Source organism: Blastococcus sp. SYSU DS0510 (assembly GCF_054050835.1).
In genome coordinates this window covers 49,481-76,392 of record NZ_JBJHAC010000022.1, presented here as the reverse complement: position 1 = coordinate 76,392, position 26,912 = coordinate 49,481, and the positions used below count along the sequence as shown (strand labels likewise).

Genomic DNA, 26,912 nt, shown 5'->3' with positions numbered 1-26,912 from the left:
CTAGGTGACGTGATGGAACGGCCCCGCTGCAGGGCCCCGCCGCAAGCGCAGCGAGCGGTGGGGGCAGCGGGGTCCTTTCAGAGGTGAGAGTAGACGTCGTCGAGCGTGAGACCCCGGGCCAGCATGAGGACCTGCACCCGGTAGAGGAGCTGGCTGATCTCCTCGGCGGTGCGCTCCTCGCCCTCGTGCTCGGCCGCCATCCAGGACTCGGCGGCCTCCTCCACGACCTTCTTGCCGGCCGCGTGCACCCCGTCCCGCACCGCCGCGACGGTGCCCGAGGCGGGGTCTCCGGCGGCCACCTTGGCGGTGAGCTCGGCGAAGAGGCTGTCGAAGGTCTTCACGAGCGGGCCTCCTTGCCGGCGGGGACGGCGGAGAACCCGGTCTGCCGCTGGGGGCTGCGCAGCTCGCGGAGCACGAGCGCGGTCTGCAGCGCGGCGAGGGTGGCCTCCCAGCCCTTGTCCTCGGCCGAGCCCGGCAGCCCGGCCCGGTCGCGCGCCTGCTGCTCGTCGTTCGTGGTGAGGACGCCGTTGCCCACCGGCTTGCCGGCGTCCAGGGCCACGCGGGTCAGCCCGGCGGTGAACGAGTCGCAGACGTACTCGAAGTGCGGGGTCCCGCCGCGCACCACGACGCCGAGCGCGACGACCGCGTCGTGCCGCTCGGCGAGGGCCTGCGCGACGACCGGCAGCTCCACCGCGCCCGGCACGCGGACCACGGTCGGGGCCGCGATGCCGCAGGCCCGGGCGGCGGCGATCGCGCGGTCCAGCAGCGCGCCGGTGATCTCCGCGTGCCAGGTGGTGGCGACGATGCCGAGGGTCAGCCCGGTGGCGTCGACCGGGGCCGCCTGCGGTGCTCCCGTGCCGCTCACGTCGGCTGCTCGTCCTGGCCGAGGGGCACGTCGGTGCCCGGCACCGTCGTGGCGCCCGGGGCGTCGGCCGGACCGGACTCCGTCTCCGGCTCGATGATGTCGAGCAGGTGGCCCATGCGGTCGCGCTTGGTGCGCAGGTAGCCGAGGTTCTCCGCGGTGACGTGGCTGGGCAGCGAGACCCGGCCGAGCACCCGCAGCCCGTAGCCCTCGAGCCCGGCGCGCTTGGCCGGGTTGTTGGTGAGCAGCCGCATGGTCCGCACGCCGAGGTCGACGAGGATCTGCGCGCCGGTGCCGTAGTCGCGGGCGTCGGCGGGCAGCCCGAGGTCGAGGTTGGCGTCGACGGTGTCGGCGCCCATGTCCTGCAGCTGGTAGGCCTGCAGCTTGTGCAGCAGCCCGATGCCCCGGCCCTCGTGCCCGCGGATGTAGAGCACGATCCCGCGGCCCTCCTGGGCGACGGCGGCCAGCGCCGCCTGCAGCTGCGGCCCGCAGTCGCAGCGCAGCGAGCCGAAGACGTCGCCGGTCAGGCACTCGGAGTGCACCCGGACCAGCACGTCCTCGCCGTCGCCGATGTCGCCGTAGACGAAGGCGACGTGCTCGCGCTCGTCGTAGGAGCTGCGGTAGCCGACGGCGGTGAAGGTGCCCGGGGCCAGCGGGACGATCGCCTCGGCCACCCGCTCGACCAGCTTGTCGAAGCGCTTGCGGTAGGCGATCAGGTCGGCGATGGAGATCATCACCAGGTCGTGCTCGTCGGCGAAGGCCCGCAGCTCCTCGCCGCGCGCCATGCCGACGGGGTCCTTCTCGCTGACGATCTCGCAGAGCACGCCCGACGGCCGCAGGCCCGCGAGCAGCGCGAGGTCGACGGCGGCCTCGGTGTGGCCCGGGCGGCGCAGCACGCCGCCGTCCCGGGCGCGCAGCGGCACGACGTGGCCGGGGCGGGCCAGGTCGGCCGAGGAGGTGTCCGCGGCGGCGAGGGTGCGGATGGTGTGCGCCCGGTCGGCGGCGGAGATGCCGGTGGTGACGCCCTCGCGGGCGTCGACGGTGACCGTGTAGGCGGTGCCGAGGCGGTCCTGGTTCACCCGGTGCATGGGGGGCAGGTCCAGCCGGTCGGCGTCGGCCTCGGTGACGGCGACGCAGACGTAGCCGGAGGTGTAGCGGACCATGAACGCGACGAGCTCCGGGGTGGCGAGCTCGGCGGCGAAGATGAGGTCGCCCTCGTTCTCGCGGTCCTCGTCGTCGACGACGACGACCGGGCGGCCGTCCTTGATCGCGGCGATGGCGCTCTCGATGGAGTCCAGCCGGGTGCGCGGCTCGGTCATGCGCGTGCTCCCAGCAGACGTTCCACGTACTTGGCGATCACGTCGACCTCCAGGTTGACGGGCTCCCCCGGGGCGCGCGCGCCGAGCGTGGTCTCGCGGAGGGTGGTGGGGATGAGGCCGACCTCGAACCAGGGCTCGGGGTCGGCGACGTCGCTGACCGCGCTCACGGTCAGCGAGACGCCGTCGACGGCGATGGAGCCCTTCTCGACGACGTAGCGCGCGAGGTCGGCCGGGAGCGCGATCCGCACGACCTCCCAGTGCTCGCCGGGGGTGCGCGACGCGATCCGGCCGACGCCGTCGACGTGGCCCTGCACGATGTGCCCGCCCAGGCGGGTGTGCGGGGCGACGGCGCGCTCGAGGTTGACCGGCGCGCCGTCGGTCACGGCGCCGAGGCTGCTGCGGCGCAACGTCTCGGCCATGACGTCGGTGGTCCAGATGCCGGCGCCGTCCGCACCGGGCTGCACGCCGGTGACGGTGAGGCAGACGCCGTTCACGGAGATGGAGTCGCCCAGGGAGACGTCGGTCAGGACGGTGCGGGCGCGGATGCTCAGGACGGCGGAGTCGCCCTGGTCCTCGCGAGCGGCCAGGGTGCCCACCTCTTCGACGATGCCGGTGAACACCTCAGCTCCCTCCGTCTCCGCCGTCCCCGCCGGTGCGGGTGGCCCCACCAGTGTGCCGGGTGGGGTGCAACCGGATCTGCACGTCCCCGCCCAGGGGGGTGAGGTCGGCGACCGAGAAGGTCAGCGCCGAGCCGATCCCGGGAATTCCCACGTCCCCCACCAGGGAGGGCCCGGCGCCCAGGAGCTTGGGCGCGAGGTGGACGACGACCTCGTCGACGACCCCGGCGCGCAGGAAGGCCGCGGCGAGGGTGGGCCCGCCCTCGAGCAGCACCCGCCGCACGCCGCGGACGAAGAGCTCGGCCAGCAGGTCGGCCGGCGCGGCGGCCCGGCTCACCAGGGTCGGGGCGGCGTCGTCCAGCACCCGGGCGGTGGCCGGCAGCCGGTCCCGGCGGTCGACGACCACCCGCAGCGGCTGACGCGCCGCGTCCCGGCCGTCGGCGTCGCGGACGGTGAGCTGCGGGTCGTCGGTGAGCGCGGTGCCCGACCCCACCACGACGGCGTCGCAGCCGGCCCGCAGCCGGTGCACCTCGGCGCGGGCCTGGGGTCCGGTCACCCAGCGGCTGCTGCCGTCGGCCGCGGCGACGCGGCCGTCGAGCGTGGCCGCCACCTTCCAGAGGACGTAGGGGCGGTGCTCGCGGACGCCGGTCAGCCAGCCGGCCAGCGCGCCGCGCTCGGCGGCCTCCTGCTCCACGCCCAGGACGACGTCGACGCCGGCCGCCCGCAGGCGCTCCGCTCCCCCGCCGGCGAGCTCCGTCGGCTCGGGCACGGCGACGACGACCCGGGACACGCCGGCGGCCAGCAGCGCGTCGGCGCACGGGCCGGTGCGCCCGGTGTGCGCGCACGGCTCCAGGGTGACGACGGCGGTGCCCCCGTGGGCCCGCTCGCCGGCCTGCGCCAGCGCCAGGACCTCCGCGTGCGGGCCACCGGGCGGGGCGGTGGCGCCCTCACCGGCCACGGTGCCGTCGGCGGCGAGGACGACGGCGCCCACCGCGGGGTTGGGGCTCGTCGTCCCGAGCACGGACGCGCCGAGCTCCCGCGCCCGCGCCATCGCGGATCGCTCGGCCGGGGAGAGGCTCACCCGCGCATCGCCGCGGCGGCCTGCGCGCGCAGGGCGGCGATCGCCTTCGCCGGGTCGTCGGCGCCGTAGACGGCCGAGCCCGCGACGAACATGTCGACGCCGGCCTCGGCCGCCTGCTCGATGGTGTCGGCGTTGATGCCGCCGTCGATCTCGACCAGCAGCCGGAGCTCCCCGGCGTCCACCAGTTCCCGGGCGCGGCGCACCTTGGGCAGCACGTCGGCGATGAAGGACTGGCCGCCGAAGCCCGGCTCGACGCTCATCACCAGCAGGGTGTCGAAGTCCGCGAGGACGTCGAGGTGGTCCTCCAGCGGCGTGCCCGGCTTGATCGCCAGGCCCGCGAGGGCACCGGCGGCACGCAGGTCGCGCGCGACCGCCCGGGGGTCGGTGCAGGCCTCGGCGTGCACCGTGACGTTGCGCGCCCCGGCCTCGGCGTAGCCCGGCGCCCAGCGCTCCGGGTCCTCGATCATGAGGTGGCAGTCCAGGGGCACGGGGCTGACCTTCTGGATCGCCTCCACCACCGGCAGGCCCAGGGTCAGGTTGGGCACGAAGTGGGCGTCCATGACGTCGACGTGCAGCCAGTCGGCGTCGGCCACGCGCGCCACCTCGTCGGCCAGCCGGGCGAAGTCCGCGGAGAGCAGGCTGGGCGCGATCAACGGTTCCCGGGACACGTCCGCCGAGTCTAGGTGGCGGTGGGTGGGGAACCCGACCCGTCCGCCGGGTGGCCGCCACGCGGCCGGCCCGGGCCCGACCGCCGTCCTCCGGACCCGTCCGCACGGGCAGCGGGTGCTCCTCGAGGGGGTAGGAAGCGCCCCCCCGGCCGGTGCTGGGGGCCGACCGGGGGGACGCTTCGCCTGGGGCCGCTCAGCGCCTGGTCGGGCGTGGGCGCGAGCGGGAGCAGAACGGCAGCACCGGTCGCCGACCCCGGGGTCCGGGAGGCGCGCCGTGTCCTCGCATGGTGAGCAGGTTCCGCCACACAGGGTCGCGGTCTCCAGTGGACGTTGGGGCTAGTACCGGCGGCCCACCCGAATCTGGGGGTCCGGACCGGACACCGGCCTCCACCAGCCCGTCCGCCCCTACGCTGCGCCCCGTGTCCCCCAGACGCCGCCGCTCCGGGACCCGACGCCGGGTCTCGGTCGCCGGCTCCGTCACCCGGTTCACCCTCGCCGGGCTGCTGGTGACGGCCGCGCTCATCGGGGTCACCGGCGTCCTCGCCCAGCGCGCCGGCGAGCAGGAGGCGACCCGCTCCGCCGAGCGCATCGCCCGGGTCGTGGCCGGAGGGGTCGTGGAGCCGCTCCTGACCCCCGAGGTCGCCGCGGGCGAACCCCGGGCGGTCGCGGCGCTGGACGAGGCCGTGCGCCGGGTCCTCGAGTCCGGACCCGTCGTGCGGGTGAAGGTCTGGGCGGCCGACGGCAGGCTGGTCTGGTCGGACGAGCCCCGGCTGGTCGGGCGGTCCTTCCCGCTGGACGACGAGGAGCGCGCGGTCCTCTCCGGGGACGTCGTCATCTCGCACGTGAGCGACCTGACGGAGCCGGAGAACAGGTACGAGCGGGGGCACGGCGCGCTGCTCGAGGCCTACGTCGGCGTCCGCGACACCGCCGGGCGGCCGCTGGTCGTCGAGGTCTACCAGTCCTACGACGGGGTCGCCGAGGCCGCCGCGCAGGCCTGGCGGCGATTCGCCCCGGCAGGGCTGGGCGCGCTGCTCGTCCTGGAGCTGCTGCAGATCCCGCTGGCCTGGGGGCTGGCCCGGCGCCTGCGGCGGAGCCAGGAGGGAGAGGCCTCCCTGCTCCAGGCCGCGGTCGACGCCTCCCAGGCCGAGCGGAGGCGCATCGCCCACGACGTCCACGACGGCGTCGTGCAGGACCTCACCGGGCTCACCTACGACCTGGACGCCGCACGGCTCAGCGGCTCCGCGGACCCCGGGACCGGCGCGCTCATCGCCGGAACGGCCAGCGGGCTCCGGCGGTGCGTCTCCGAGCTCCGCCGGCTGCTCGTGGACCTGAGCCCTCCGCCGCTGCCCGCGGCCGGGCTGGGCCCGGCGCTCCACATGCTGGCCTCGGGGCTGGAGCGCAGGGGCTGCCAGGTCGCCCTCGACGCGGAGGAGGCCGATCACCTGCCCCGCCCCGCCGCCGCGCTGCTGTACCGCTTCGCCCTGGAAGCGGTGCGCAACGTGTCCCGTCACAGCGGGGCCAGCGCCGTCCGGATCACCCTGACCCGCCACGACGACGTCGTCACCCTCGTCGTCGCCGACGACGGGGTCGGTTTCGACGACGCCCGGCTGGCCGAGCGCAGCGCCGAGGGTCACCTGGGCCTGCGCGCCCTCTCGGACCTGATCGGCGAGTTCGGCGGCTCGCTGGCCGCGGCCAGCAGTCCCGGCATGGGCACCCGGCTGACCGCCACCCTCCCCCTGGGGCCCGCCGCCCCGCCGGTGGGCGACACCTCCGTGCCGGCCGCGGCCTCGTCGTGATCCGGGTCCTGGTGGTCGACGACCACTCGATCGTCCGGACGGGGCTGTCCCACCTGCTGGCGGCCGCCGGGGACATCGTGTGCGTCGGCACGGAGGCCGACGGCCGGGCCGGGCTGGCGGCCGTGGCGGCCCTCCGGCCGGACGTCGTCCTGCTCGACCTCTCGATGCCCGTGATGGACGGCGTCGGGATGATCCGGGCGCTGCGGGCGGCCGGCGACCCGGTCCGCATCCTGGTGCTCACGTCGTTCGGCGACGCCGATCTCGTGCTGGAGGCGGTCCACGCGGGAGCCGACGGCTACCTGTTGAAGCAGAGCGAGGCCGAGCAGGTCATCGAGGGGGTGCGTGCGGTGGCGCGCGGCGGGGCGCCGGTGGACGCCACGGTGGCCCGGTCGCTGCTGTTCGAGCTGCGCGGCCGCACCCAGGCCGACCCCCTGACCGAGCGCGAACGCGAGGTCCTCGAGCAGATCCGCCAGGGGCAGCCCAACAAGGCCATCGCGCGACGGCTCGGCATCAGCGAGCGGACCGTCAAGGCCCACGTCACCCACATCCTCCAGCGGCTGGGGGTCGCCGACCGGACGCAGGCGGCCCTGTGGGCGGAGCGCCACCGCCCGGTGGCGGACCGCACCTGACCACCGCCCCGGCCGACGGCGGGGCCTCAGCGGGTGCGGCGGAGCAGCGCCATGAACATCGCGTCGGTGCCGTGCCGGTGCGGCCACAGCTGCGCGTGGTCACCGCGGGCGATGCCCGGCACCTCGGGGAACAGCGGCGCCACCGGCAGGACCTCGACGTCGTCCCGGGCGGCGGCGGTGTCGACGACGGCCACGGTCTCGTCGGTGTGCGGCGAGCAGGTGACGTAGGCGAGCACCCCACCGGGGCGCACCGAGGCCAGCGCGGCGGCGAGCAGCTCGGTCTGCAGCTCGACCAGCCCCGGGACGTCCTCCGGCGTGCGCCGCCAGCGGACCTCCGGACGACGGCGCAGCGCCCCGAGCCCGGTGCACGGCGCGTCCAGCAGGACCCGGTCGAAGGTCCCCGGCGCCCACGGCGGTTCGCGCCCGTCGGCGGCCAGCACCTCGACGTCGGCCTCGTCCCGCAGCGCCTGGCGGACCAGCTCGGCGCGGTGCGGAGCCCGGTCGGCTGCGGTCAGCCGCACCCCGGCCGGCCGGGTGGCGGCGAGCAGCCCGGCCTTGCCGCCGGGCCCGGCGCACATGTCCAGCCACGCCTCGTCCCGGCCCTCCAGCGGGGCTCGGGTGAGCAGCAGGGCGGCGAGCTGGCTGCCCTCGTCCTGCACCGCCGCGAGCCCCGAGCGCACCGACGCCAGCCGGCCGGGGTCCCCGCCGCCGAGCCGCACCGCGAAGGGCGACCACGGCCCGGGCTCGCCGCCGGACTCCTCGGCGAGGGCGTCCCGCTCCATCCGGCGGGCGACCAGGTGCACCTCGGGGGCGGCGCCGTCGGCCAGCAGCGCAGGCTCCAGCTCTGCGTCGCCGCCCAACGCGTCCCGCCAGGCCTCGACGACCCAGCGGGGGTGGTCGGTCGCCAGCGCCAGCCGCTCGTCGCCCTCGGCGCCCAGCGCGGCCAGCCAGGCGGCGCGGTCACCCCCGGCCGCGACCTTGCGCAGCACCGCGTTGACCAGCCCGGAGGCGCCGGGGCCGACGATCGCCCGGGTCAGGTCCACCGTCGTGTCCACGGCGGCGTGCGCGGGCACCCGCAGGTCGACGATCTGGTAGGCGCCCAGCCGCAGCAGGTCGAGCACCCGCGGGTCCAGCTCGGCCAGCGGGCGGGAGACGAGCCCGGTGAGGATCGCGTCGAGCGTGCCCTGCGCGCGCAGCGCGCCGTAGGCCAGCTGGGTCGCGAAGCCGGCGTCCCGGGGGTCCAGCCGGCGCTCGCGCAGCAGCTGGGGCAGCAGCAGGTTGGCGAACGCGTCGCGGGAGGAGACGGCGTCGAGGACGTCGTAGGCGGTCAGCCGGGCGCCGTCGAGCACCGGGCGCCGCGAGGCGGGGTGGCGGCGCCGTCCCTGGCCACCGCCCCGGCCGGGGCGGGTCACTCCCCGCCCAGCCGTTCGCCGGGCGCCGGCCGGGCGCCGCGCGCCCAGTCGGCCACCGGGAGCATCCGCTTGCCGGCCGGCTGGACCTGGTCCAGCCGGACGGCGCCGCTGCCGGTCCCCACGAGCACGGTCCCGGCGTCGACGAGCAGCTCTCCCGGCCCGAGGGCGGGTCCGTCGGGCACCGGGTGGACGGGGCCGAGCCGCATCCGCTCACCCCGCCAGGTCGTCCACGCGCCGGGGGCCGGGGAGACCCCGCGGATCCGCCGGTCCACCAGGTGCGCGGGCAGCGCCCAGTCGACGCGGGCGTCCGCCGTCTCGACCTTGGGGGCGAGGCTGATGCCCTCGGCCGGCTGCGGCTGCGGCTCCAGGGCGCCCGCGGCGATGCCGTCCAGGGTGGCCCGCAGCAGCTGCGCGCCGCTGACGGCGAGCCGCTCCAGCAGGTCGCCGGCGGTGTCCCGCGGGCGGATCTCCTCGGTGACGGTGCCGTACACCGGGCCGGTGTCCAGCCCCGCCTCGAGGAGGAAGGTCGAGGCGCCGGTGATCTCGTCGCCGGCCATGATCGCGTGCTGCACCGGGGCGGCGCCCCGCCAGGCGGGCAGCAGGGAGAAGTGCAGGTTGACCCAGCCGTGGCGCGGCACGTCCAGCGCCGCCTGCGGCACCAGGGCGCCGTAGGCGACGACGGGCACGCAGTCGACGTCCAGCGCCGCGAGCTGCTCGAGGAACTCGGGGTCGCGTGGGCTGCGGGGCTGGAGCACCGGGATGCCGGCGGCGTCCGCCCGCTCGGCGACCGGGGAACGGCTCACCTTCCGGCCCCGCCCGGAGCGGGCGTCCGGCCGGGTGAGGACGGCGTGCACCTCGTGGTCGGAGTCGAGCAGCGCGTCCAGGGACGGGACGGCCGGTGCCGGGGTGCCGGCGAACAGGAGCTTCAGTGCGGGCTCACCTTCACGACGGGGAGGTAGCTGCCGTGGCCCTGCCACTCGGCGGCCTGGATCTCGGCGAGCGCCGCGGCGCGGTCGACGTCGGCGAGCCGGTCGACGAACAGGACGCCGTCGAGGTGGTCGGTCTCGTGCTGGATCGCGCGGGCCAGGAGCTCGGAGCCCTCGACCCGCACCGGGTCGCCGTGCATGTTCCAGCCGGTGGCGACCACGTGCAGGGAACGGCGGCAGTCGTAGCGCAGGTCGGGGATCGACAGGCAGCCCTCGGGGCCGTCCTGCACCTCCTCCCCCACGGCGGCGACGTCGGGGTTGACCAGGTGGCCGACCTCGCCGTCGACGTACCAGGTGAAGACCCGCAGGCCCACGCCGATCTGCGGAGCGGCCAGGCCCGCGCCGCCGGCGGCCTGCATGGTGTCGGTGAGGTCGGCGACGAGCTGCCGGAGCTCGGCGTCGAAGTCGACGACCGGGCTCGCGGGCCGGTGGAGCACCGGGTCGCCGAACAGCCGGATGGGGGTGACGCTCACCGGGCGATCGTATGCGGGGCTGGTGAGGTGCTAGAGCGGCCCCGCTGCAGGGTCCCGCCGCGAGCTCGCGAGCGGTGGGGGGCAGCGGGGTCCTTCTTCCAGCGCGGCCCGGACGGCGGCGTCGACGTGCAGCGCCGTCGTCGGGAAGGCGGGGACGGGCAGGTCGCCCGGGCCGATCAGCAGCTCGATCTCCGTGCAGCCGAGCACGACCCCCTGGGCGCCGCGGGCCACGAGCCGGTCCACCACCTCCCGGTAGGCCCGGCGCGACTCCTCCCGCACCACCCCGAGCACCAGCTCCGCATAGATCACGCGGTGCACGAGCTCCCGGTCGGCCCGCTCGGGGACCAGCACCTCCAGCCCCGCGGCCGCCAGCCGGTCGACCAGGAACGGCTGCTCCATCGTGTAACCGGTGCCGAGCAGGCCGATGCGGGTCAGGCCGGCGGCGGTCACCGCCTCGGCGGTGCTGTCGCCGATGTGCAGGAAGGGGATGCCGACCGCGCCGGCGACCGCATCCGCGACGGTGTGCATGGTGTTGGTGCACAGGAGGAGCAGGTCGGCGCCGGCGGCCTGCAGCGCCCGCGCGTCGGCGGCCAGCAGCTTGCTGGCCACGGCCCAGTCGCCGGCCGCCTGCAGGCGCTCGATCCCGGCGAAGTCCACCGAGAGCAGGATGCAGCGCGCCGAGTGCAGCCCGCCCAGGCGGTCGCGCACCGCCTCGTTGAGCAGCCGGTAGTAGAGCGCGCTGCTCTCCCAGCTCATCCCGCCCAGCAGCCCGATCGTCCTCATCGGCGGCATCGTCGCAGCTCGCCGGCGCCCGGCGAAGAGGTGCGGTCCTCCGGATCTCCCCTGCACGGTCGCCCGCTGCCCGCGCAGGCGGGGCAGAGAGCGACTGTCCGGGAGGCGGCACCACCGGGCACCCGCTGCCGCCCGGCGGCGCTCCTGGGCGACGCCTACACCAGGTCCAGCGGGTCGAGCTGCACCCGCACGTGCTCGGGCACCTTCTTCGCGCTGCGCACGCCCTGCACCTCGGCCAGCGCGTGCGCGAGCGCCGTGCCCTCGGTGCGCGGCACCCGCACGAGGTACCGCTCCCGCTCGCCCTCCTGGCCGGGCCGTGGTCGCTCCGGGACCGGGCCGAGGAGGTCGGCGTCGGCGGGCAGGCGCGCGGCGGCGAGGAACTCGCCCAGCGCCGCCGGCGACCCCACCAGCGAGGCCATGCGCGTCACCGGCGGGAACCCCAGCTCCCGGCGGTCGGCCAGCTCCCGCTCGGCCAGCCAGGCCGGGTCCCAGCGCACCAGGGCCTGCACGACGGGGTGCCCGGCATCCGCGGCCACGACGACCTGGCCCCCGGCCGCGGCGGGGCGCACCAGCGACGCCGCGTTGGCCCAGCGGCGCAGGGTCTCCTCACCGGCGCGCAGGTCGGCGCGGCCGAGCAGCGCCCAGGAGTCCAGCAGCAGCGCCGCGCCGTAGCCGCCCTCGGCCACCGGCTCGGCACCGGGCGTCGCCACCACCAGCGCAGGGCCCGCCGGGACGGTGGCGAGGACCCCGGACGTGCTGCCGGAGGTGCGGACGGTCGTGCCCGGGAAGGCTCGCGCGAGCTCCTCCGCGGTGCGCGACTCCCCCACCACCGCGGCCCGCAGCTTCGTGCCGTGGCAGTGCGGGCAGTCGAAGGTGGCGGCCGGCCGGGCGCACCAGCGGCAGGCCGGGATCCGGGCGCCGCCGGGGCCGGGTCGTGGGGAGATGCCGAGCGGGCCGGCGCAGTGGGCGCACCGGGCCGGGGCCCGGCAGCGGGCGCACGCCAGGGAGGGGACGTACCCGCGGCGCGGCACCTGGACGAGCACGGGCGCGCCGGCGGCCAGCGCTTTGCGCGCCGTCTCGTAGGCGAGCGAGGGCAGGCGGGCGGTGCGGGCGGCAGGGTCACGGGCCAGCTCGAAGTCGTCGCCCAGCGCCTGCACCCGGGGCGCGGCCGCGCGCAGCACCGCCCGGTCGGCCACCAGCTCGTTCGCCCAGCCGGACTCCACCAGCAGCCCGGCCTCGGCGGTCCGCGAGGTCCCCGCGACGACCGCCGCGCAGGAGTCCAGCCACGCCCGCTGCACCAGCACGTCGCGGGCGTGGGGGTAGGGAGCGCGTTCCTCGGAGTGGAGGTCGTCGCCGTCGTCCCAGACCACCACCAGGCCCAGGTCGCGGACGGGCGCGAACATCGCCGCCCGGGTGCCGAGCACCACCTGCGCGGCGCCCCGGGAGGCGGCGAGGAACCGGCGGTAGCGCTTCTCCGGCGAGTCGTCGGCCCGCAGCACCGTGAACGCGTGCTCCGGGAGCAGGCGCTCCGCCGCCGCCGTCAGCCGGTCGAGGTCGCGGCCGTCGGGGACGACGACCAGCGCCCCGCGCCGCCCCGACAGCGCCGCCCGGCACAGCTCGACCAGCCGGGTCGGCCAGTCCTCACCGGGCAGCGCCGTCCAGACTGCGCGGGCCGGCCGCCCCTCGGCCAGAGCGGCCAGGAGCGCCGGACCTGCCTGGTACCGGGCGAACCCGGCGGGGTCCGGCGGCTCCGGCAGCGTCTCCGGCGTGGGCGACTCGCGCTTCTCCGCGGCGGCCCGGCGCGGCGGGAGCGCCAGCCGCAGCACGTCGCTCGCGGTGCCGGCGTACCGGTCGGCGACGGCCCGCACCAGCCGGGCGACCTGCGGCGTGAGCACCGGCTCACCCGAGGGCACGTGGGAGAGCGGCTGGAGCTTCCCGGCGAACTCGCTGGACCCGCCGAGCTCCCACACCACGCCGTCCACGAGGCGGCCGTGGAAGCGGACCCGCACCCGGCAGCCCGGCTGCACGGTGCCGGCGTCCTTCTCCGGCACCGCGTAGTCGAACGGGCGGTCGAGGTGGGCCAGGGGCACGTCCACGACGACCCGGGCGACCAGCACGTGCTCAGTCTCCCCGTCGCTACCGACCGGAACGGCCCCGGGTGACGTGCTGGAACGGCCCCGCGCAGGGGCCCGGGCCGAGCCTGCGAGGTCCGGGGGGCAGCGGGGTCCTTCCTCAGCCGACGGCGGCCTGGAGCGCCTCGACCCGGTCCAGCCGCTCCCACGGCAGGTCCAGGTCCGCCCGACCGAAGTGGCCGTAGGCGGCGGTGGGGCCGTAGATGGGCCGCAGCAGGTCCAGGTCGCGGACGATGGCGCCCGGCCGCAGGTCGAACACCGAGGTGATCGCCTTCTCCAGGACCTCGTCGGCGACGGTGCCCGTGCCGTGGGTGTCGACGAACAGCCCGACCGGGTGGGCGGCGCCGATCGCGTAGGCCACCTGCACCTCGCAGCGACGGGCCAGGCCCGCGGCGACCACGTTCTTGGCCACCCAGCGCATCGCGTAGGCGCCCGAGCGGTCGACCTTCGACGGGTCCTTGCCCGAGAAGGCGCCGCCGCCGTGGCGGGCCATGCCGCCGTAGGTGTCGACGATGATCTTGCGACCGGTGAGGCCGGCGTCACCCATCGGGCCGCCGATGACGAACTTCCCGGTCGGGTTCACCAGCAGCCGGTGCCCGCGCGTGGGCAGGCCGAGGGCGGCGAGCTCCGGCTCGACGACGAGCTCCTCGATGTCCGGGGTCAGCAGCGTCTCGATGGAGATGTCCTCGGCGTGCTGCGAGGAGACGACGACGGTGTCGACGGCGACCGGGCGGTCGTCCTCGTAGACGACCGTGACCTGGGTCTTGCCGTCGGGGCGCAGGTAGGGCACCGAGCCGTCCTTGCGCACCGCGGAGAGCCGGCGGGAGAGCCGGTGGGCCAGCGCGATGGGCAGCGGCATGAGCTCGGGCGTCTCGTCGGTCGCGTACCCGAACATCAGGCCCTGGTCGCCGGCGCCCTGACGCTCGATCGCGTCGTCGGCGGTGCCCGCCGTCCGCGCCTCGTAGCCGGTGTCGACGCCCTGCGCGATGTCCGGCGACTGGGCACCGATGGAGACGCTGACGCCGCAGGAGGCGCCGTCGAAGCCCTTGCGGGAGGAGTCGTAGCCGATGCGCAGCACCGTCTCCCGGACGATCGCCGGGATGTCGACGTAGCCGGCCGTGGTGACCTCGCCCGCGATGTGCACCTGACCGGTCGTGATCATCGTCTCGACGGCGACCCGGCTGCGCGGGTCCTGGGTGAGCATCGCGTCCAGGATCGAGTCGCTGATCTGATCGGCGATCTTGTCCGGGTGGCCCTCGGTCACCGACTCGGACGTGAAGAGGCGGCGTGGCACTCGGTACTCCCTGGGGACGGTGGGCGGGGTCGCTCGGTGCGGAGCACCGGGTGCGCACGTTACCGGCGCACCCCGGAGGCGGGCACGACGGCGTGCGTCAGGCCCCCGCGGGCGGGGTCAGCCGGGCCGTGACGGCCGACCAGATGCCGGCGGCGACGGCGTCCTTGCTCCCCCGGGGCACCTCGGTGCTACCGCCGTCCGGCGACAGCACGACGACGGCGTTCTCCGCCCGGCCGAACACCTGCCCCGCGCTGACGTCGTTCACGACGAGGAGGTCGCAGCCCTTGCGGGCGAGCTTGGCCCGGGCGTGGGTGAGCACGTCGCCGTCCCCGTCGCCGGTCTCGGCCGCGAAGCCGACGACGAGCTGGCCCGGGACCCGCTTGGTGACCAGCTCGGCCAGGACGTCGGGGTTGCGCACCAGCGGCACCGATGCCGGCTCGCTCGCCGAACCCTTCTTCAGCTTGGTGGCGGCGACGTCCGCCGGCCGGAAGTCGGCCACGGCCGCGCTCATGACCACCACATCGGCCGCCGCCGACTCGGCGACCATCGCCGTCCGCAGCTCCTCGGCGGTGCCCACGGGCACCACGCGGACGCCGAAGGGCGCCGGCAGCTCGACGTTGGCGGCGACCAGCACGACCTCGGCGCCACGGGCGGCGGCGACCCGGGCCAGCGCCCAGCCCTGCTTGCCCGACGACCGGTTGCCCAGGTACCGGACCGGGTCCAGGGGCTCCCTGGTGCCGCCGGCGCTGATCACGACCCGGCGGCCCGCCAGGTCCGGGGCGAGCGCGTCGGCGCCCGCGGCGAGGACCACCGACGCCAGCGCGGCGATGTCGGCCGGCTCCGGGAGCCGGCCGGGGCCGGAGTCGGGCCCGGTGAGCCGACCGACGGCCGGCGGCAGCACGATCGCGCCCCGGCGGCGCAGCGTCGCGACGTTGTCCTGGGTGGCCGGGTGCAGCCACATCTCGGTGTGCATCGCCGGCACGAAGACGACCGGGCAGTGCGCGGTGAGCAGCGTGGCGGTGAGCAGGTCGTCGGCCCGGCCCGTGGCGGCACGGGCCAGCAGGTCGGCGGTGGCCGGGGCGACCACCACGAGGTCCGCCTCCTGGCCGATGCGGACGTGGGCGACCTCGGGGACGTCGGACCACACGTCGGTGGTGACGGGGTTGCCCGAGAGCGCTTCGAAGGTCGCCGCCCCGACGAAGTGCAGCGCCCCCGGGGTGGGGACGACGCGGACGTCGTGCCCGGCCTCGGTGAGGGCTCGCAGCAGCAGCGCGGCCTTGTACGCGGCGACCCCGCCGCTGACCCCCAGCACGACCCGGCTCATGCGCTCATCCTCTCCCAGACGCGACGACGCCCCCGGCAGCTGCCGGGGGCGCCATCACAACGAGCGAGACGGCTGGGCACGTCACCAGCCGTCGGCCCCGTCGCAGGGCCCCGCGCCGAGCGTGCGAGGCGTGGGGGGCGACGGGGTCCTCCTAGTTCTCGCCGGCGGTGTGGGCGAGCAGGCCCTCGTTGATCTCGCGCAGCGCGATCGACAGCGGCTTCTCCTGGGGCGCGGTGTCGACCAGCGGGCCGACGTACTCCAGCAGGCCCTCGGAGAGCTGGCTGTAGTAGGCGTTGATCTGGCGCGCGCGCTTGGCGGCGAAGATCACCAGGCCGTACTTGCTGCTGGTGCGCTCGAGCAGCTCGTCGATCGGCGGGTTGGTGATGCCCTCGGGGGCGGGTGCGACTCCGGACACGGTCGGACGGGTCTCCTCGATCGTTTCGTGGGAGCGGGCAGGCCGGCGGAACCGGCGGGCTCACTCGTGGGCGCTCACGCCCGGAACCGGTCCGGGCGAGGGCGCAGTCAGCAAGCCTACCAACTCGTCCGCGGCGCGGGCGACGTCGTCGTTGACGACCACCACGTCGAACTCGCCGGAGGAGTCCAGCTCGGCCTGCGCGATCGCCAGCCGCCGCTCCTGCACGGCGGCGGGCTCGGACCCGCGGCCGGCCAGCCGGCTGACCAGCTCCGCCCACGACGGCGGGGCGAGGAAGACCAGTTGGGCCTCCGGCGCGCGGGCCCGGACCTGCCGGGCGCCCTGCAGCTCGATCTCCAGCAGCGCCGGCCGGCCGGTGGCCAGCTGCGCCTGCACCGGGGCGAGCGGCGTGCCGTAGCGGTTGCCCGCGTACTCGGCCCACTCCAGCAGCCCGTCGGTGGCGATCAGCCGGTCGAACTCGGCGTCGGCGACGAAGTGGTAGTGCACGCCGTCGACCTCGCCGGGCCGGGGGCGACGAGTGGTGGCCGACACCGACACCCAGACCTCCGGGTGCCGCCGCCGGACCTCGGCGACCACGGTGCCCTTGCCGACCCCGGAGGGTCCGGAGAGCACGGTCAGCCGTGCCGGTGTCGCTGCAGCCACTCGTCGTCCTCGCCCGGGGTCGTCGGCGGTTCCGACGACCCTCCTCAGACGGAGCCGTCGGCGGGGACCTGCTCGGCGTCGACCTTCTCGCCGCCGAACTCGGCCTCCAGCGCCCGCCGCTGGTTGGCGCCCAGACCCCGCACGCGTCGTGTCGGGGAGATCTCCAGGCGTTCCATGATCTTCGCAGCCCGCGCCTTGCCCACACCGGGCAGGGATTCCAGGACGGCGGAGACCCGCATCTTGCCGATCACTTCGTCGGTCTCGCCCTGCTTGAGGACGTCGCCGACCGTGGCGCCCTTGCTCTTGAGTCGCTCGCGCAGCTCGGCGCGCGCCTTGCGGGCGGCGGCCGCCTTCTCGAGGGCGGCGGCCCGCTGTTCCGGGGACAGGTCAGGCAGGGGCATGGTGCAACCCAATCGTGTCGTCGTCGGCCGAGGTCCGACCGGCGGTCGTTCGGTTCCTGGAGACGCACCGCGCCTCCGCTGCGAGCCTCACGGTCGTGGTGGTGCCCGGCAAATCCGCAGGTCACGCACGGACTCGGAGATCAACCGAACGGCCCGGCGACCCGGTGTTCACGCATTCGCTACCTTGTCCCTCACCCAGTGTGATCACCCCAGGTCAGGGTCGGCATCCGGACGGAGCGGTTTCGTGGCGGCGGCCGCCCGCGAGCGCGGTGGGCGCGGCCCCGACACGCCGACGAGACGACACGCCCGGCGGGCGTCCGCGGCCCGGTGCGGGCACCGGCGGCGGCCCGGGGTGCCACGGCCACGCGCGTGGGGACGCCGACCTCGCGGTGCGGTCGCCCCGCTCAGGTCGCCAGGGCCTCCGCCCAGCGCTCGGCGGCGGCCCGCAGCGCCGCGGGGTCGGGGCCGGCGCCCAGCACGTCGCGGGACACCGTGGGGACGACGGCCGCGCGGTCGCCGAACAACCGGCGCAGGTCGCGCACCGTCCCGCCCTGCGCACCGAGGCCCGGTGCGAGCACCGGACCGCCCAGACCGGTCAGGTCGACGTCGAGCTCGCGCAGCGTCGCGCCGACCACCACCCCGAACGAGCCGGTCGTGGGGCCGAACCCGGTGGCGAGGTCCCGCACCGCCGCGGGGTCGGGCAGCGGATCGCCCACGACCCAGCCCGGCGTGTTCCAGCCGCGCACGGTATCCACCACGACCTGCGCGGCCGACCGCTCCCCGACCAGCGCGTGCTGGAGGATCGCGGCGTCGGGGTTGGAGGTGCGGGCGAGCACGAACAGCCCGCCGCCGTGCTGCCGCGCGCTGTCCACCGCCGGCTGCAGCGAGCCGGGGCCCAGGTAGGGGCTCACGGTCATCGCGTCCACCGCCAGCGGGTGGTCCGGGCGGAGCAGATCGGCGTAGGCGGCCATCGTCGAGCCGATGTCGCCGCGCTTGGCGTCCAGCAGCACGAGCGCGCCGGCCGCCCGGGCTCGGGCCACCGCCACCTCGAGGACGGCGAGGCCGCGGGAGCCGAACCGCTCGTAGAAGGCGATCTGCGGCTTGAGGACGGCGACCGAGCCGGCGAGCGCGTCGACGACGGCGTCGGTGAACCGGGCCACCCCGTCGGCGCTGTCGGGCAGCCCCCAGGCGTCGAGGAGGGAGGCGTGCGGGTCGATGCCGACGCACAGCGGCCCGCGGTCGGCCACCGCGTCGGCCAGCCGGTGCCCGAACGGCGCGGTCACGGCGCCACCGCCCGGGGCAGGGTCTCCCCCAGCGCGGCGACGCAGCGCTGGGCCAGGAGGGGATCGGCGAAGGCGCCGGCGGCGGTCTGCACCGCGTCCGCCCCGGCGGTGATGAGCGCCTCGAACGACGCGGGGTCGGTCACCCCGCCCATCGCCAGGACGTCGAAGCGGGCCCCGCTCGCCTCCCGGAGGGCGACCAGCCGCCGGGTGAAGTCCAGCGCCGACTCGCGCACCGCGATCCCCGACAGCCCGGCCAGCTCCCGCCCGGGGAAGGTGGGCGTGCCGTCGCTGCGCCGCACACGGCTCTGCACGGTGTTGATCCCGGCGATCCCGTCGACCAGCGGCGCCAATCGCGGGACCAGGGCGGCGAGCCGATCGGGGTCCAGCCAGGAGAGCTTGGCGACCAGCCCGGTGCGGTCGTCCAGCGCCCGGCGCACCGCCTCCACCACCGCGACGGTGGCTTCGGCGTCCAGGCACAGCGGCGGCTTCACCCCGGCCGCGGAGCGGTCGAGGGTGTTCGGGCAGGAGAGGTTGAGCTCGACCACGGTCGCACCGGCCTCCTGCGCCAGCAGCGCGGTGCGCGCGAAGTCCGCCGCGAGGTCGTCCCCCTCCCCCATGACGCTGACCAGCAGCACCTGCTCCTCGCCCACGGCGGCCACGGCGCGCGCGAGGTCCGCCATCCACTCCCCGGGCTCCGGCGACGGGACGCCGAAGGAGTTCACGCTGCTCACCGCCGCCGACCCCGGCGCGACCCAGTCCCACGGATCGGAGACGACGTCCGCGCCGGCCCCCGGGGGGAGGCTGGCGGTCTGCCCCGGGGCGACCGTCCAGTTCGGCGCCTCGTTCGGCGGGTGCGCCCGGCCCCGGACGGTCTTGTAGGTGAGCACGTTCCAGCCGTTGGCGACGTTGTGCCGCACCCACGCCGCGCTGCCGTTGAGGACGCACGAGGAGACCCCGATCGGGAAGCCCACCGTGCGGCCCAGCAGCGGCCAGCGCCGGCCACCCGCCGTCGGCCGCTCGGGCAGCCGCAGGCCCAGCGGCCGCTCCAGGTTCTCCCGGAAGGAGCCCAGCACGTCGTAGGCCGGAGTCGGCAGCCCGTGCGCGGCGAGCAGGTCGCCCTGCCGGGCGGTGACGAGCACGCGCGTCAGCAGCGGCAGGTCTCCCTCGCCGACGGCTCCGGTCGCCAGGCGAGCCGCCAGGTCGCCGGCCGCGCCGGTCAGTGCGTCGAGCTCCGCCTGCGGGGGCCGCCCGAACCGGGTGACCCCCGCGGTGAACGCCGCGGGCAGGCCGTCGACCAGGCCGCGGGCGACGAGGTCGTCCCGCAGCCGGGCCACGGCCCCGGGTGGCACCGAGGTCACTCCCCCGTCCCCGCGAACGTGCTCGGGCCGCCGTGGGTGCCGCCGGCCAGCGCCGCGTGCACCTCCTGCAGGCTGCGCACCCCGATCCCGCCGTGCCGGAGCGCCTCGATGCCCTGCACCGCGGCGGCCATGCCCTGCACCGTCGTGATGCACGGGATGCCGGCGCTCACCGCGGCGGTGCGGATCTCGTAGCCGTCCAGCCGCGGGCCGCTGTTCCCGGGGGCCCCGAAGGGCGTGTTGAACACCAGGTCGACCTCGCCGGCCTGGATCCGCTCGACGACGTTGCCGGGGCCCTCGCTGAACTTGCCCACGACCTCGGCGGCGACGCCGTGCCGCCGCAGCACCTGGGCGGTGCCGGTGGTGGCCAGCAGGCGGAAGCCCAGGTCGGCCAGCCGCTTGATCGGGAAGACCGCCGAGCGCTTGTCCCGGTTGGCCAGCGACACGAACACCGTGCCCTCGGTCGGCAGCGAGCCGTAGGCGGCGGCCTGCGACTTGGCGAACGCCGTCCCGAACTGCGCGTCCAGGCCCATGACCTCGCCGGTCGACTTCATCTCCGGGGAGAGCACGGTGTCCACCCCGTGGCCCTCGACGGTGCGGAAGCGGTGGAAGGGCAGCACCGCCTCCTTCACGGCGATCGGGGCGTGGTCGGGCAGGTCGGTGCCGTCACCGGTCGCCGGGAGGACGCCGGCCGCGCGGAGGTCGGCGATCGACTCCCCGACGGCGATCCGCGCGGCGGCCTTGGCCAGCTGCACCGCCGTCGCCTTGGAGACGAAGGGCACCGTGCGGCTGGCCCGCGGGTTGGCCTCGATGACGTAGAGGATGTCGTCCTTGATCGCGTACTGGACGTTCATCAGCCCGCGGACGCCGATGCGCTCGGCCAGCTTCCCGGTCGCCGCACGGATCTTCAGCAGGTCGGCCGAGCCCAGGGTGATCGGCGGCAGCGCGCAGGCCGAGTCGCCGGAGTGGATGCCGGCCTCCTCGATGTGCTCCATGACCCCGCCCAGGTACAGGTCGGTGCCGTCGTAGAGGGCGTCGACGTCGATCTCGACGGCGTCCTCCAGGAAGCGGTCGACCAGCACCGGGTGGTCGTCGCTGACCTCGGTCGCCTTGGCGATGTAGCCCTCGAGCGTGGCGTCGTCGTAGACGATCTCCATGCCGCGGCCGCCGAGCACGTAGGAGGGGCGCACCAGCACGGGGTAGCCGATCCCCGTGGCGATCGCGTGGGCCTCGGCGAAGGTCGTCGCCGTGCCGTGCTTGGGGGCCAGCAGCCCGGTGTCGGCGAGCACGCGGGAGAAGGCCCCGCGGTGCTCGGCGGCGTCGATCGCCTCGGGCGAGGTGCCCAGCACCGGGACGCCGGCGTCCTTGAGCCGCTGCGCCAGGCCCAGCGGCGTCTGCCCCCCGAGGGTGCAGATGACCCCGGCGACGGGACCGGCCGCGCGCTCGGCCTGCACCACCTCGAGGACGTCCTCGAAGGTCAGCGGCTCGAAGTACAGCCGGTCGGCGGTGTCGTAGTCGGTGGAGACGGTCTCGGGGTTGCAGTTGACCATCACCGCCTCGTAGCCGGCGTCCTGCAGCGCCATGACCGCGTGCACGCAGGAGTAGTCGAACTCGATGCCCTGGCCGATCCGGTTGGGGCCGGAGCCGAGGATCAGCACCGCCTCCTTCTCCCGCGGCTGCACCTCGGTCTCCTCCTCGTAGGACGAGTAGTGGTACGGCGTGCGGGCGGCGAACTCGGCGGCGCAGGTGTCGACGGTCTTGTAGACCGGCCGCACGCCGAGCCGCCAGCGCAGCGCCCGGACGCCGTCCTCACCGGCGAGCTCGGGCCGCAGCGCGGCGATCTGCCGGTCCGAGAGCCCGTGCCGCTTGGCCCGCCGAAGCAGCTCCGGGGTCAGCGACGGCGTGTCGCGGACGTCCGCGGCCACCTCGCGCACCAGCGCGATCTGGTCGACGAACCACGGGTCGAAGCCGCTGGCCTCGGCGACCTGCTCGACCGTGGCGCCGGCGGCCAGCGCCGCCTCGGCGGTGTAGAGCCGGCCGTCGACCGGGGTGCGCAGCGCCTCGAGGAGCTCGTCGGCCGACCGCGTCTCCGCGCCCCCGGTCCAGAACCCGGCGACCTTGGTCTCGGTGGACCGCATCGCCTTGCCCAGCGCCTCGGGGAAGTTGCGGCCCATCGCCATGACCTCGCCGACGCTCTTCATCGTCGTGGTCAGCCGGGGGTCGGCGCCGGGGAACTTCTCGAAGGCGAACCGCGGGATCTTCACCACGACGTAGTCCAGCGTCGGCTCGAACGCCGCCGGGGTGACGCCGGTGATGTCGTTGGTGATCTCGTCGAGCGTGTACCCGATGGCGAGCTTCGCGGCGATCTTGGCGATGGGGAACCCGGTGGCCTTGGACGCCAGCGCGCTGGAGCGGGAGACCCGGGGGTTCATCTCGATGACCACCAGCCGCCCGTCCGCGGGGTTGACGGCGAACTGGATGTTGCAGCCGCCGGTGTCGACGCCGACCTCGCGCAGGACGGCGATGCCGACGTCGCGCATCCGCTGGTACTCGACGTCGGTGAGCGTCATCGCCGGCGCCACCGTGACCGAGTCACCGGTGTGCACGCCCATCGCGTCGATGTTCTCGATGGAGCAGATGACGACCACGTTGTCGCTGCGGTCGCGCATCAGCTCGAGCTCGTACTCCTTCCAGCCGAGCACCGACTCCTCGATGAGCACGGTGTGCACCGGGGAGTCGGCCAGGCCGTGGGCGGCCATGCGGCGCAGCATCGCCTCGTCGGTGGCGAAGCCGGAGCCCAGGCCGCCCATGGTGAAGCTGGGCCGGATGACGACGGGGTAGCCGACCTCCTCGGCGGTGGCCAGCGCCTCCTCGACGGTGGCGCAGACGTTGGACCGCGGGGCGTCGGCGCCGATCGACCGCACGATGTCCTTGAACTTCTGCCGGTCCTCGCCGCGGTTGATCGCGTCGACGTCGGCCCCGATGAGCTGCACGCCGTACTTCTCCAGCACGCCGTTCTCGTACAGGCCGATGGCGATGTTGAGCGCCGTCTGCCCGCCGAGGGTGGCCAGCAGCGCGTCGGGCCGCTCCTTGGCGATGACCTTCTCGACGAACTCCGGCGTCAGCGGCTCGATGTAGGTGGCGTCGGCGATCTCGGGGTCGGTCATGATCGTCGCCGGGTTGCTGTTGACCAGGCTGACCCGCAGCCCCTCGGCGCGCAGGACCCGGCAGGCCTGCGTGCCGGAGTAGTCGAACTCGGCGGCCTGGCCGATGAGGATCGGCCCGGAGCCGATCACCATCACGTGCTCGATGTCGGTGCGCTTGGGCATCAGTTGGTCTCCCCCGTGCTCGACTGCACCGTGGTGGGCGGGCTGACGGCCGGGCCGTCACCGGTGCGGGCCGCCTCCATCAGGTCGACGAAGCGCTGGAACAGCGGCGCCGCGTCGTGCGGGCCGGCCGCGGACTCCGGGTGGAACTGCACGCTGAAGGCCGGGGCGTCGACCAGCCGCAGCCCCTCGACGACGTCGTCGTTGAGCCCGACGTGGCTGACCTCGACCGGCCCGTACGGGGTGTCGGTGGGCCGGTCCAGCGGCGCGTCGACGGCGAAGCCGTGGTTGTGGCTGGTCACCCGGACCGTGCCGCTGACCCGGTCGAGCACCGGCTGGTTCAGCCCGCGGTGGCCGAAGCGGAGCTTGTAGGTCCCCAGGCCCAGCGCCCGGCCGAGGATCTGGTTGCCGAAGCAGATGCCGAACAGCGGGCGGCGGGCGTCGAGCACCCCCCGCACCGCCGCGACCGCGTAGTCCGCGGCCGCGGGGTCGCCGGGGCCGTTGGAGAGGAAGACCCCGTCGGGCCCGGCCGCGAGCAGCTCCTCGGCGGTGGCCGTGGAGGGCAGCACGTGGGTCTCGACGCCGAGCGCGGCCAGGTGGCGCGGGGTCGCGGTCTTGATGCCCAGGTCGAGCGCGGCGATGGTGAAGCGCTTCTCCCCCACCGCCGGGACGACGTAGGGCTCGCCGGTGCTCACCGTCGGCGCGAGGTCGGCGCCGGTCATGCTCTCGGCCGCCGTCACGCGGGCGAGCAGCGCCTCGGCATCCAGCTCGGTGCTGATCCCGGCGCGCATCGCGCCCCGGTCCCGGAGGTGGCGGGTCAGCGCCCGGGTGTCGACGCCGCTGATGCCCACGACCCCCTGGGCGACCAGCTCGTCGTCCAGGCTGCCGGTCGACCGCCAGTTCGACGTGCGGCGGGCGGGGTCGCGGACGACGAATCCGGCCACCCACATGCGGCTGCTCTCGTCGTCCTCGCCGTTGACCCCGGTGTTCCCGATGTGCGGCGCCGTCATGGCGACGATCTGACCGGCGTAGCTGGGGTCGGTCAGCGTCTCCTGGTAGCCGGTCATGCCGGTGGCGAAGACCGCCTCCCCGACCGTCGTCCCGACCGCGCCGTAGGACTCGCCCCGGAACGTCCGCCCGTCCTCGAGCACGAGCACTGCCTCTGTCACCGTGTTGCCTTTCCGTCCAGAACGGTCGGCGTCCCCCGCAGGAACGTCGCGACCACCCGGCCGGGGAGCTCCCGGCCGGCATAGGGGCTGTTGCGGCTGCGGCTGGCCAGCGCCGCGGGGTCGACCACCGCGCGGGCGGCGGGGTCGACGAGCACGAGGTTGGCCGGCTCCCCGGGGGCCAGCGGACGGCCGTGCCCGTCCAGCCGCCCGATGGCCGCGGGGCGGACCGACATGCGGTCGGCGACGCCCGCCCAGTCCAGGCGGCCCGGCTCGACCATCGTCTCGATCACGACCGACAGCGCCTGCTCCAGCCCGAGCATCCCGGGCCGGGCCTGCGCCCACTCGCTCTCCTTGTCCTCCACCGCGTGGGGAGCGTGGTCGGTGCCGACGGCGTCGATCGTGCCGTCGGCCAGGCCCGCCCGGAGCGCCTCCACGTCGGCGTCGGTGCGCAGCGGCGGGTTGACCTTGAAGACCGGGTCGTAGGACTCGGCGCACGCGTCGGTGAGCAGCAGGTGGTGGGGCGTCACCTCGGCGGTCACCCGGACGCCGCGGGACTTCGCCCAGCGCAGGATCTCCACCGAGCCGGCGGTCGAGACGTGGCAGACGTGCAGCCGCGCGCCGACGTGCTCGGCCAGCAGCACGTCGCGGGCGATGATCGCCTCCTCCGCGGCGGCCGGCCAGCCGGTGAGACCCAGGCGGGCGGAGCGGTCGCCCTCGTGCATCTGCGCGCCCACGGTGAGCCGCGGCTCCTCGGCGTGCTGGGCGATGACGCCGTCGAAGGCCTTCACGTACTCCAGCGCCCGCCGCATGAGTGCGGGGTCGCTGACGCAGTGCCCGTCGTCGGAGAAGACCCGCACCCGCGCGGCGGAGTCGGCCATCGCGCCCAGCTCGGCCAGCCGCTCGCCCTTCAGGCCGACGGTGACCGCGCCCACCGGGACGACGTCGACCAGGCCGGCCTCCTGGCCCAGCCGCCACACCTGCTCGACGACGCCGGCGGTGTCGGCGACCGGGTCGGTGTTGGCCATCGCGTGGACCGCGGTGAACCCGCCCAGCGCGGCGGCGCGGCTGCCGGTCCCCACCGTCTCGGCGTCCTCGCGGCCCGGCTCACGCAGGTGCGTGTGCAGGTCGACCAGGCCGGGCAGCGCGACCAGCCCGGCCGCCTCGACCACCTCGGCCCCGGGCACGTCCAGCGCGTCACCGACGGCGGCGATGCGGCCGTCCTTCACCAGGATGTCGGCCGGGTCGCCGCCCAGCGGCCGGGCGCCCTTGATCAGGTACGTGGTCACTGGGGAGAACCTCCGAGCAGCAGGTAGAGCACGGCCATGCGGGTCGAGACCCCGTTGGCGACCTGCTCGACGATCGTGGAGCGGACGGAGTCGGCCACCTCGGCGGCGATCTCCATGCCGCGGTTCATCGGGCCCGGGTGCATGACGATGGCGTCGTCGGGCAGGGCGGCCATGCGGCGGGCGTCCAGGCCGTAGCGGCGGCTGTACTCGCGGGCGCTGGGGAAGAACGAGGCGTTCATCCGCTCGGCCTGCACCCGCAGCATCATCACGACGTCGCTCTTGGGCAGCACCGCGTCCAGGTCGTAGCCCACCTCGGCCGGCCAGCTGCCCACGCCCACCGGCAGCAGGGTCGGCGGGGCGACCAGCGTGACCTGGGCCCTCAGGGTGTGCAGCAGCCCGACGTTGGAGCGGGCCACCCGGCTGTGCAGGACGTCGCCGACGATCGTCACGCGCACGCCGTCGAGCCGGCCCAGCCGCTGCCGGATCGTGTAGGCGTCCAGCAGCGCCTGGGTGGGGTGCTCGTGGGTGCCGTCGCCGGCGTTGACCACGCTGCCGCGCACCCAGTTCGCCAGCCGGTGCGGCGCGCCGGAGGCGGAGTGCCGGACGACGACGGCGTCGGCGCCCATCGCCTCCAGGGTGAGCGCGGTGTCCTTGAGGCTCTCGCCCTTGGAGACGCTGCTGCCCTTGGCCGAGAAGTTGATGACGTCGGCCGACAGCCGCTTGGCGGCGAGCTCGAAGCTGATCCGGGTGCGGGTGGAGTCCTCGTAGAAGAGGTTGACCACCGTCCGCCCGCGCAGCGTCGGGAGCTTCTTCACCTCACGGCCGGCGAGGGCCTGGTCGATCTGCGCCGCGGTGTCGAGCACCAGCGTCGCGTCGTCCCGGTCCAGGTCCGCGGACTCCAGCAGGTGCCGCTTCACCGGTCCCCCTCCGTGACCAGGACCTCGTCGACGCCGTCGATCTCGGTGAGGTGCACGCGCACCTGCTGCGACCTCGACGTCGGCACGTTCTTGCCGACGAAGTCGGCGCGGATGGGCAGCTCGCGGTGACCCCGGTCGACCAGCACCGCCAGCTGGACGCTGCGCGGGCGGCCCAGGTCGCGCAGCGCGTCCAGCGCGGCCCGCACGGACCGGCCGGAGTAGAGGACGTCGTCCACGAGGACGACGAGCCGGTCGTCGATGCCGCCGTCGGGCATGACCGTGGGCTCCAGCGCCCGGACGCCGCGCAGCCGCAGGTCGTCGCGGTAGAGCGTGATGTCGGCGGTCCCGACGTCGACGGTCACGCCGGTGAACGCGGCGATGCGGGCGGCCAGCCTGCGGGCCAGCGGCGCGCCACGGGTCGGGATGCCCACGAGGACCAGGTCGGAGAGCCCCCCGTCGGCCTGGTCGGCGCCGTCGTCGGGACGCAGGCTGGCCGCCCGCTCGATGAGCTGGTGGGCCATGCGGTCGACGACGCGGGCGACGTCGGCGGACGAGAGCAGAGTGCCGGGGGCGCTGCCGGGAGACGTGCTCCGGGCAGGGTCGGGCGAGCGGGCCATGAGGCCTCCTTCCCCGCCTCACTGGACGGGTCGTTAAAGGAGCGGTCGGACCGGCGTCGACGGTACTGCACGCCCTCCTCGGGCCCGCCGCCGCCCGG

25 protein-coding genes are annotated in these 26,912 nt (G+C 75.6%); 2 read left to right on the top strand and 23 right to left on the bottom strand.

The annotated features are described in order from the left end of the window. Positions 1-77: 77 nt before the first annotated feature. The 6 genes from ACI79P_RS17120 to rpe are packed head-to-tail and all read right to left on the bottom strand — an operon-like array spanning position 78 to position 4,547. Positions 78-341 (bottom strand): phosphoribosyl-ATP diphosphatase, encoded by a 264-nt coding sequence (locus tag ACI79P_RS17120; protein ID WP_456582260.1) that lies wholly within the window; start codon positions 339-341, stop codon positions 78-80. Then, a complete protein-coding gene (ribH, locus tag ACI79P_RS17115; RefSeq protein ID WP_456582259.1) occupies positions 338-865 on the bottom strand; it encodes a 6,7-dimethyl-8-ribityllumazine synthase in 528 nt (175 codons plus the stop codon). The genes ACI79P_RS17120 and ribH overlap by 4 nt, the downstream gene beginning before the upstream one ends. Then, positions 862-2,181 carry a bifunctional 3,4-dihydroxy-2-butanone-4-phosphate synthase/GTP cyclohydrolase II gene (locus ACI79P_RS17110; RefSeq protein ID WP_456582258.1) on the bottom strand — a complete coding sequence of 440 codons (1,320 nt, stop codon included), beginning with the start codon at positions 2,179-2,181 and terminating at the stop codon, positions 862-864. Before ACI79P_RS17110 ends, ribH begins: the two co-directional genes overlap by 4 nt. Beyond that, the gene (locus ACI79P_RS17105; RefSeq protein ID WP_456582257.1) at positions 2,178-2,801 is read right to left on the bottom strand and encodes a riboflavin synthase; all 624 of its coding nucleotides are present in this window, start codon (positions 2,799-2,801) and stop codon (positions 2,178-2,180) included. Before ACI79P_RS17105 ends, ACI79P_RS17110 begins: the two co-directional genes overlap by 4 nt. A 1-nt stretch (position 2,802) precedes the next feature. Next, positions 2,803-3,879 (bottom strand): bifunctional diaminohydroxyphosphoribosylaminopyrimidine deaminase/5-amino-6-(5-phosphoribosylamino)uracil reductase RibD, encoded by a 1,077-nt coding sequence (ribD, locus tag ACI79P_RS17100; protein WP_456582256.1) that lies wholly within the window; start codon positions 3,877-3,879, stop codon positions 2,803-2,805. Beyond that, a complete protein-coding gene (rpe, locus tag ACI79P_RS17095; RefSeq protein WP_456582255.1) occupies positions 3,876-4,547 on the bottom strand; it encodes a ribulose-phosphate 3-epimerase in 672 nt (223 codons plus the stop codon). Before rpe ends, ribD begins: the two co-directional genes overlap by 4 nt. Positions 4,548-4,966: 419 nt before the next feature. Between rpe and ACI79P_RS17090 the strand changes: the two genes are divergently transcribed. Both ACI79P_RS17090 and ACI79P_RS17085 read left to right on the top strand, forming a co-directional pair. Next, on the top strand, positions 4,967-6,343 hold the full coding sequence (locus ACI79P_RS17090; RefSeq protein WP_456582254.1) for a sensor histidine kinase: 1,377 nt from the start codon (positions 4,967-4,969) through the stop codon (positions 6,341-6,343). Next, positions 6,340-6,972, top strand: a complete 633-nt coding sequence (locus ACI79P_RS17085) for a response regulator (RefSeq protein WP_456582253.1) — start codon at positions 6,340-6,342, stop codon at positions 6,970-6,972. The genes ACI79P_RS17090 and ACI79P_RS17085 overlap by 4 nt, the downstream gene beginning before the upstream one ends. A gap of 26 nt (positions 6,973-6,998) precedes the next feature. Here the strand turns inward: ACI79P_RS17085 and ACI79P_RS17080 are convergent, their stop codons facing one another. The 17 genes from ACI79P_RS17080 to pyrR form a co-directional block, all read right to left on the bottom strand. After that, positions 6,999-8,384 (bottom strand): RsmB/NOP family class I SAM-dependent RNA methyltransferase, encoded by a 1,386-nt coding sequence (locus ACI79P_RS17080; RefSeq protein WP_456582252.1) that lies wholly within the window; start codon positions 8,382-8,384, stop codon positions 6,999-7,001. Continuing rightward, positions 8,381-9,361 (bottom strand): methionyl-tRNA formyltransferase, encoded by a 981-nt coding sequence (fmt, locus tag ACI79P_RS17075; RefSeq protein WP_456582251.1) that lies wholly within the window; start codon positions 9,359-9,361, stop codon positions 8,381-8,383. The genes ACI79P_RS17080 and fmt overlap by 4 nt, the downstream gene beginning before the upstream one ends. Next, on the bottom strand, positions 9,310-9,843 hold the full coding sequence (def, locus tag ACI79P_RS17070; protein WP_456582250.1) for a peptide deformylase: 534 nt from the start codon (positions 9,841-9,843) through the stop codon (positions 9,310-9,312). Before def ends, fmt begins: the two co-directional genes overlap by 52 nt. A gap of 30 nt (positions 9,844-9,873) precedes the next feature. After that, positions 9,874-10,626, bottom strand: a complete 753-nt coding sequence (locus tag ACI79P_RS17065; RefSeq protein WP_456582249.1) for an aspartate/glutamate racemase family protein — start codon at positions 10,624-10,626, stop codon at positions 9,874-9,876. A 164-nt stretch (positions 10,627-10,790) separates the two neighbouring features. After that, positions 10,791-12,752, bottom strand: a complete 1,962-nt coding sequence (locus ACI79P_RS17060; RefSeq protein WP_456582248.1) for a primosomal protein N' — start codon at positions 12,750-12,752, stop codon at positions 10,791-10,793. Positions 12,753-12,867: 115 nt separating this feature from the next. Then, entirely contained in the window at positions 12,868-14,061 is a 1,194-nt protein-coding gene (gene metK / locus ACI79P_RS17055; protein WP_456582247.1) for a methionine adenosyltransferase, read from the bottom strand. A 97-nt stretch (positions 14,062-14,158) separates the two neighbouring features. Continuing rightward, on the bottom strand, positions 14,159-15,385 hold the full coding sequence (gene coaBC / locus ACI79P_RS17050) for a bifunctional phosphopantothenoylcysteine decarboxylase/phosphopantothenate--cysteine ligase CoaBC (protein WP_456582246.1): 1,227 nt from the start codon (positions 15,383-15,385) through the stop codon (positions 14,159-14,161). 151 nt (positions 15,386-15,536) lie between these two features. Further along, complete coding sequence (gene rpoZ, locus ACI79P_RS17045) at positions 15,537-15,800, bottom strand: DNA-directed RNA polymerase subunit omega (RefSeq protein ID WP_014376157.1); 264 nt, start codon at positions 15,798-15,800, stop codon at positions 15,537-15,539. A 60-nt stretch (positions 15,801-15,860) separates the two neighbouring features. After that, complete coding sequence (gmk, locus tag ACI79P_RS17040) at positions 15,861-16,460, bottom strand: guanylate kinase (RefSeq protein ID WP_456582245.1); 600 nt, start codon at positions 16,458-16,460, stop codon at positions 15,861-15,863. A gap of 44 nt (positions 16,461-16,504) precedes the next feature. Further along, positions 16,505-16,861, bottom strand: a complete 357-nt coding sequence (gene mihF / locus ACI79P_RS17035; protein WP_456582244.1) for an integration host factor, actinobacterial type — start codon at positions 16,859-16,861, stop codon at positions 16,505-16,507. Positions 16,862-17,265: 404 nt separating this feature from the next. Then, positions 17,266-18,144 carry an orotidine-5'-phosphate decarboxylase gene (gene pyrF, locus ACI79P_RS17030; protein ID WP_456582243.1) on the bottom strand — a complete coding sequence of 293 codons (879 nt, stop codon included), beginning with the start codon at positions 18,142-18,144 and terminating at the stop codon, positions 17,266-17,268. Continuing rightward, a complete protein-coding gene (locus tag ACI79P_RS17025; protein ID WP_456582242.1) occupies positions 18,141-19,493 on the bottom strand; it encodes a dihydroorotate oxidase in 1,353 nt (450 codons plus the stop codon). Before ACI79P_RS17025 ends, pyrF begins: the two co-directional genes overlap by 4 nt. 5 nt (positions 19,494-19,498) lie before the next feature. Then, the gene (carB, locus tag ACI79P_RS17020) at positions 19,499-22,828 is read right to left on the bottom strand and encodes a carbamoyl-phosphate synthase large subunit (protein ID WP_456582241.1); all 3,330 of its coding nucleotides are present in this window, start codon (positions 22,826-22,828) and stop codon (positions 19,499-19,501) included. Then, complete coding sequence (gene carA / locus ACI79P_RS17015; protein ID WP_456582240.1) at positions 22,828-23,994, bottom strand: glutamine-hydrolyzing carbamoyl-phosphate synthase small subunit; 1,167 nt, start codon at positions 23,992-23,994, stop codon at positions 22,828-22,830. Before carA ends, carB begins: the two co-directional genes overlap by 1 nt. After that, the gene (locus ACI79P_RS17010) at positions 23,991-25,280 is read right to left on the bottom strand and encodes a dihydroorotase (protein WP_456582239.1); all 1,290 of its coding nucleotides are present in this window, start codon (positions 25,278-25,280) and stop codon (positions 23,991-23,993) included. Before ACI79P_RS17010 ends, carA begins: the two co-directional genes overlap by 4 nt. Beyond that, positions 25,277-26,197, bottom strand: coding sequence for an aspartate carbamoyltransferase catalytic subunit (locus tag ACI79P_RS17005; RefSeq protein WP_456582238.1), 921 nt, complete (start codon positions 26,195-26,197; stop codon positions 25,277-25,279). Before ACI79P_RS17005 ends, ACI79P_RS17010 begins: the two co-directional genes overlap by 4 nt. Then, a complete protein-coding gene (gene pyrR, locus ACI79P_RS17000; RefSeq protein WP_456582237.1) occupies positions 26,194-26,814 on the bottom strand; it encodes a bifunctional pyr operon transcriptional regulator/uracil phosphoribosyltransferase PyrR in 621 nt (206 codons plus the stop codon). Before pyrR ends, ACI79P_RS17005 begins: the two co-directional genes overlap by 4 nt. Positions 26,815-26,912 lie beyond the last annotated feature (98 nt).

What these genes read in the sequence shown, in the direction of transcription:
- coaBC (WP_456582246.1), bottom strand. Translation starts at nt 15,385, where the DNA reads ATGAGCCGGGTCGTGCTGGGGGTCAGCGGCGGGGTCGCCGCGTACAAG.
- mihF (WP_456582244.1), bottom strand. Translation starts at nt 16,861, where the DNA reads ATGCCCCTGCCTGACCTGTCCCCGGAACAGCGGGCCGCCGCCCTCGAG.
- carB (WP_456582241.1), bottom strand. Translation starts at nt 22,828, where the DNA reads ATGCCCAAGCGCACCGACATCGAGCACGTGATGGTGATCGGCTCCGGG.
- pyrR (WP_456582237.1), bottom strand. Translation starts at nt 26,814, where the DNA reads ATGGCCCGCTCGCCCGACCCTGCCCGGAGCACGTCTCCCGGCAGCGCC.
- ACI79P_RS17065 (WP_456582249.1), bottom strand. Translation starts at nt 10,626, where the DNA reads ATGAGGACGATCGGGCTGCTGGGCGGGATGAGCTGGGAGAGCAGCGCG.
- ACI79P_RS17110 (WP_456582258.1), bottom strand. Translation starts at nt 2,181, where the DNA reads ATGACCGAGCCGCGCACCCGGCTGGACTCCATCGAGAGCGCCATCGCC.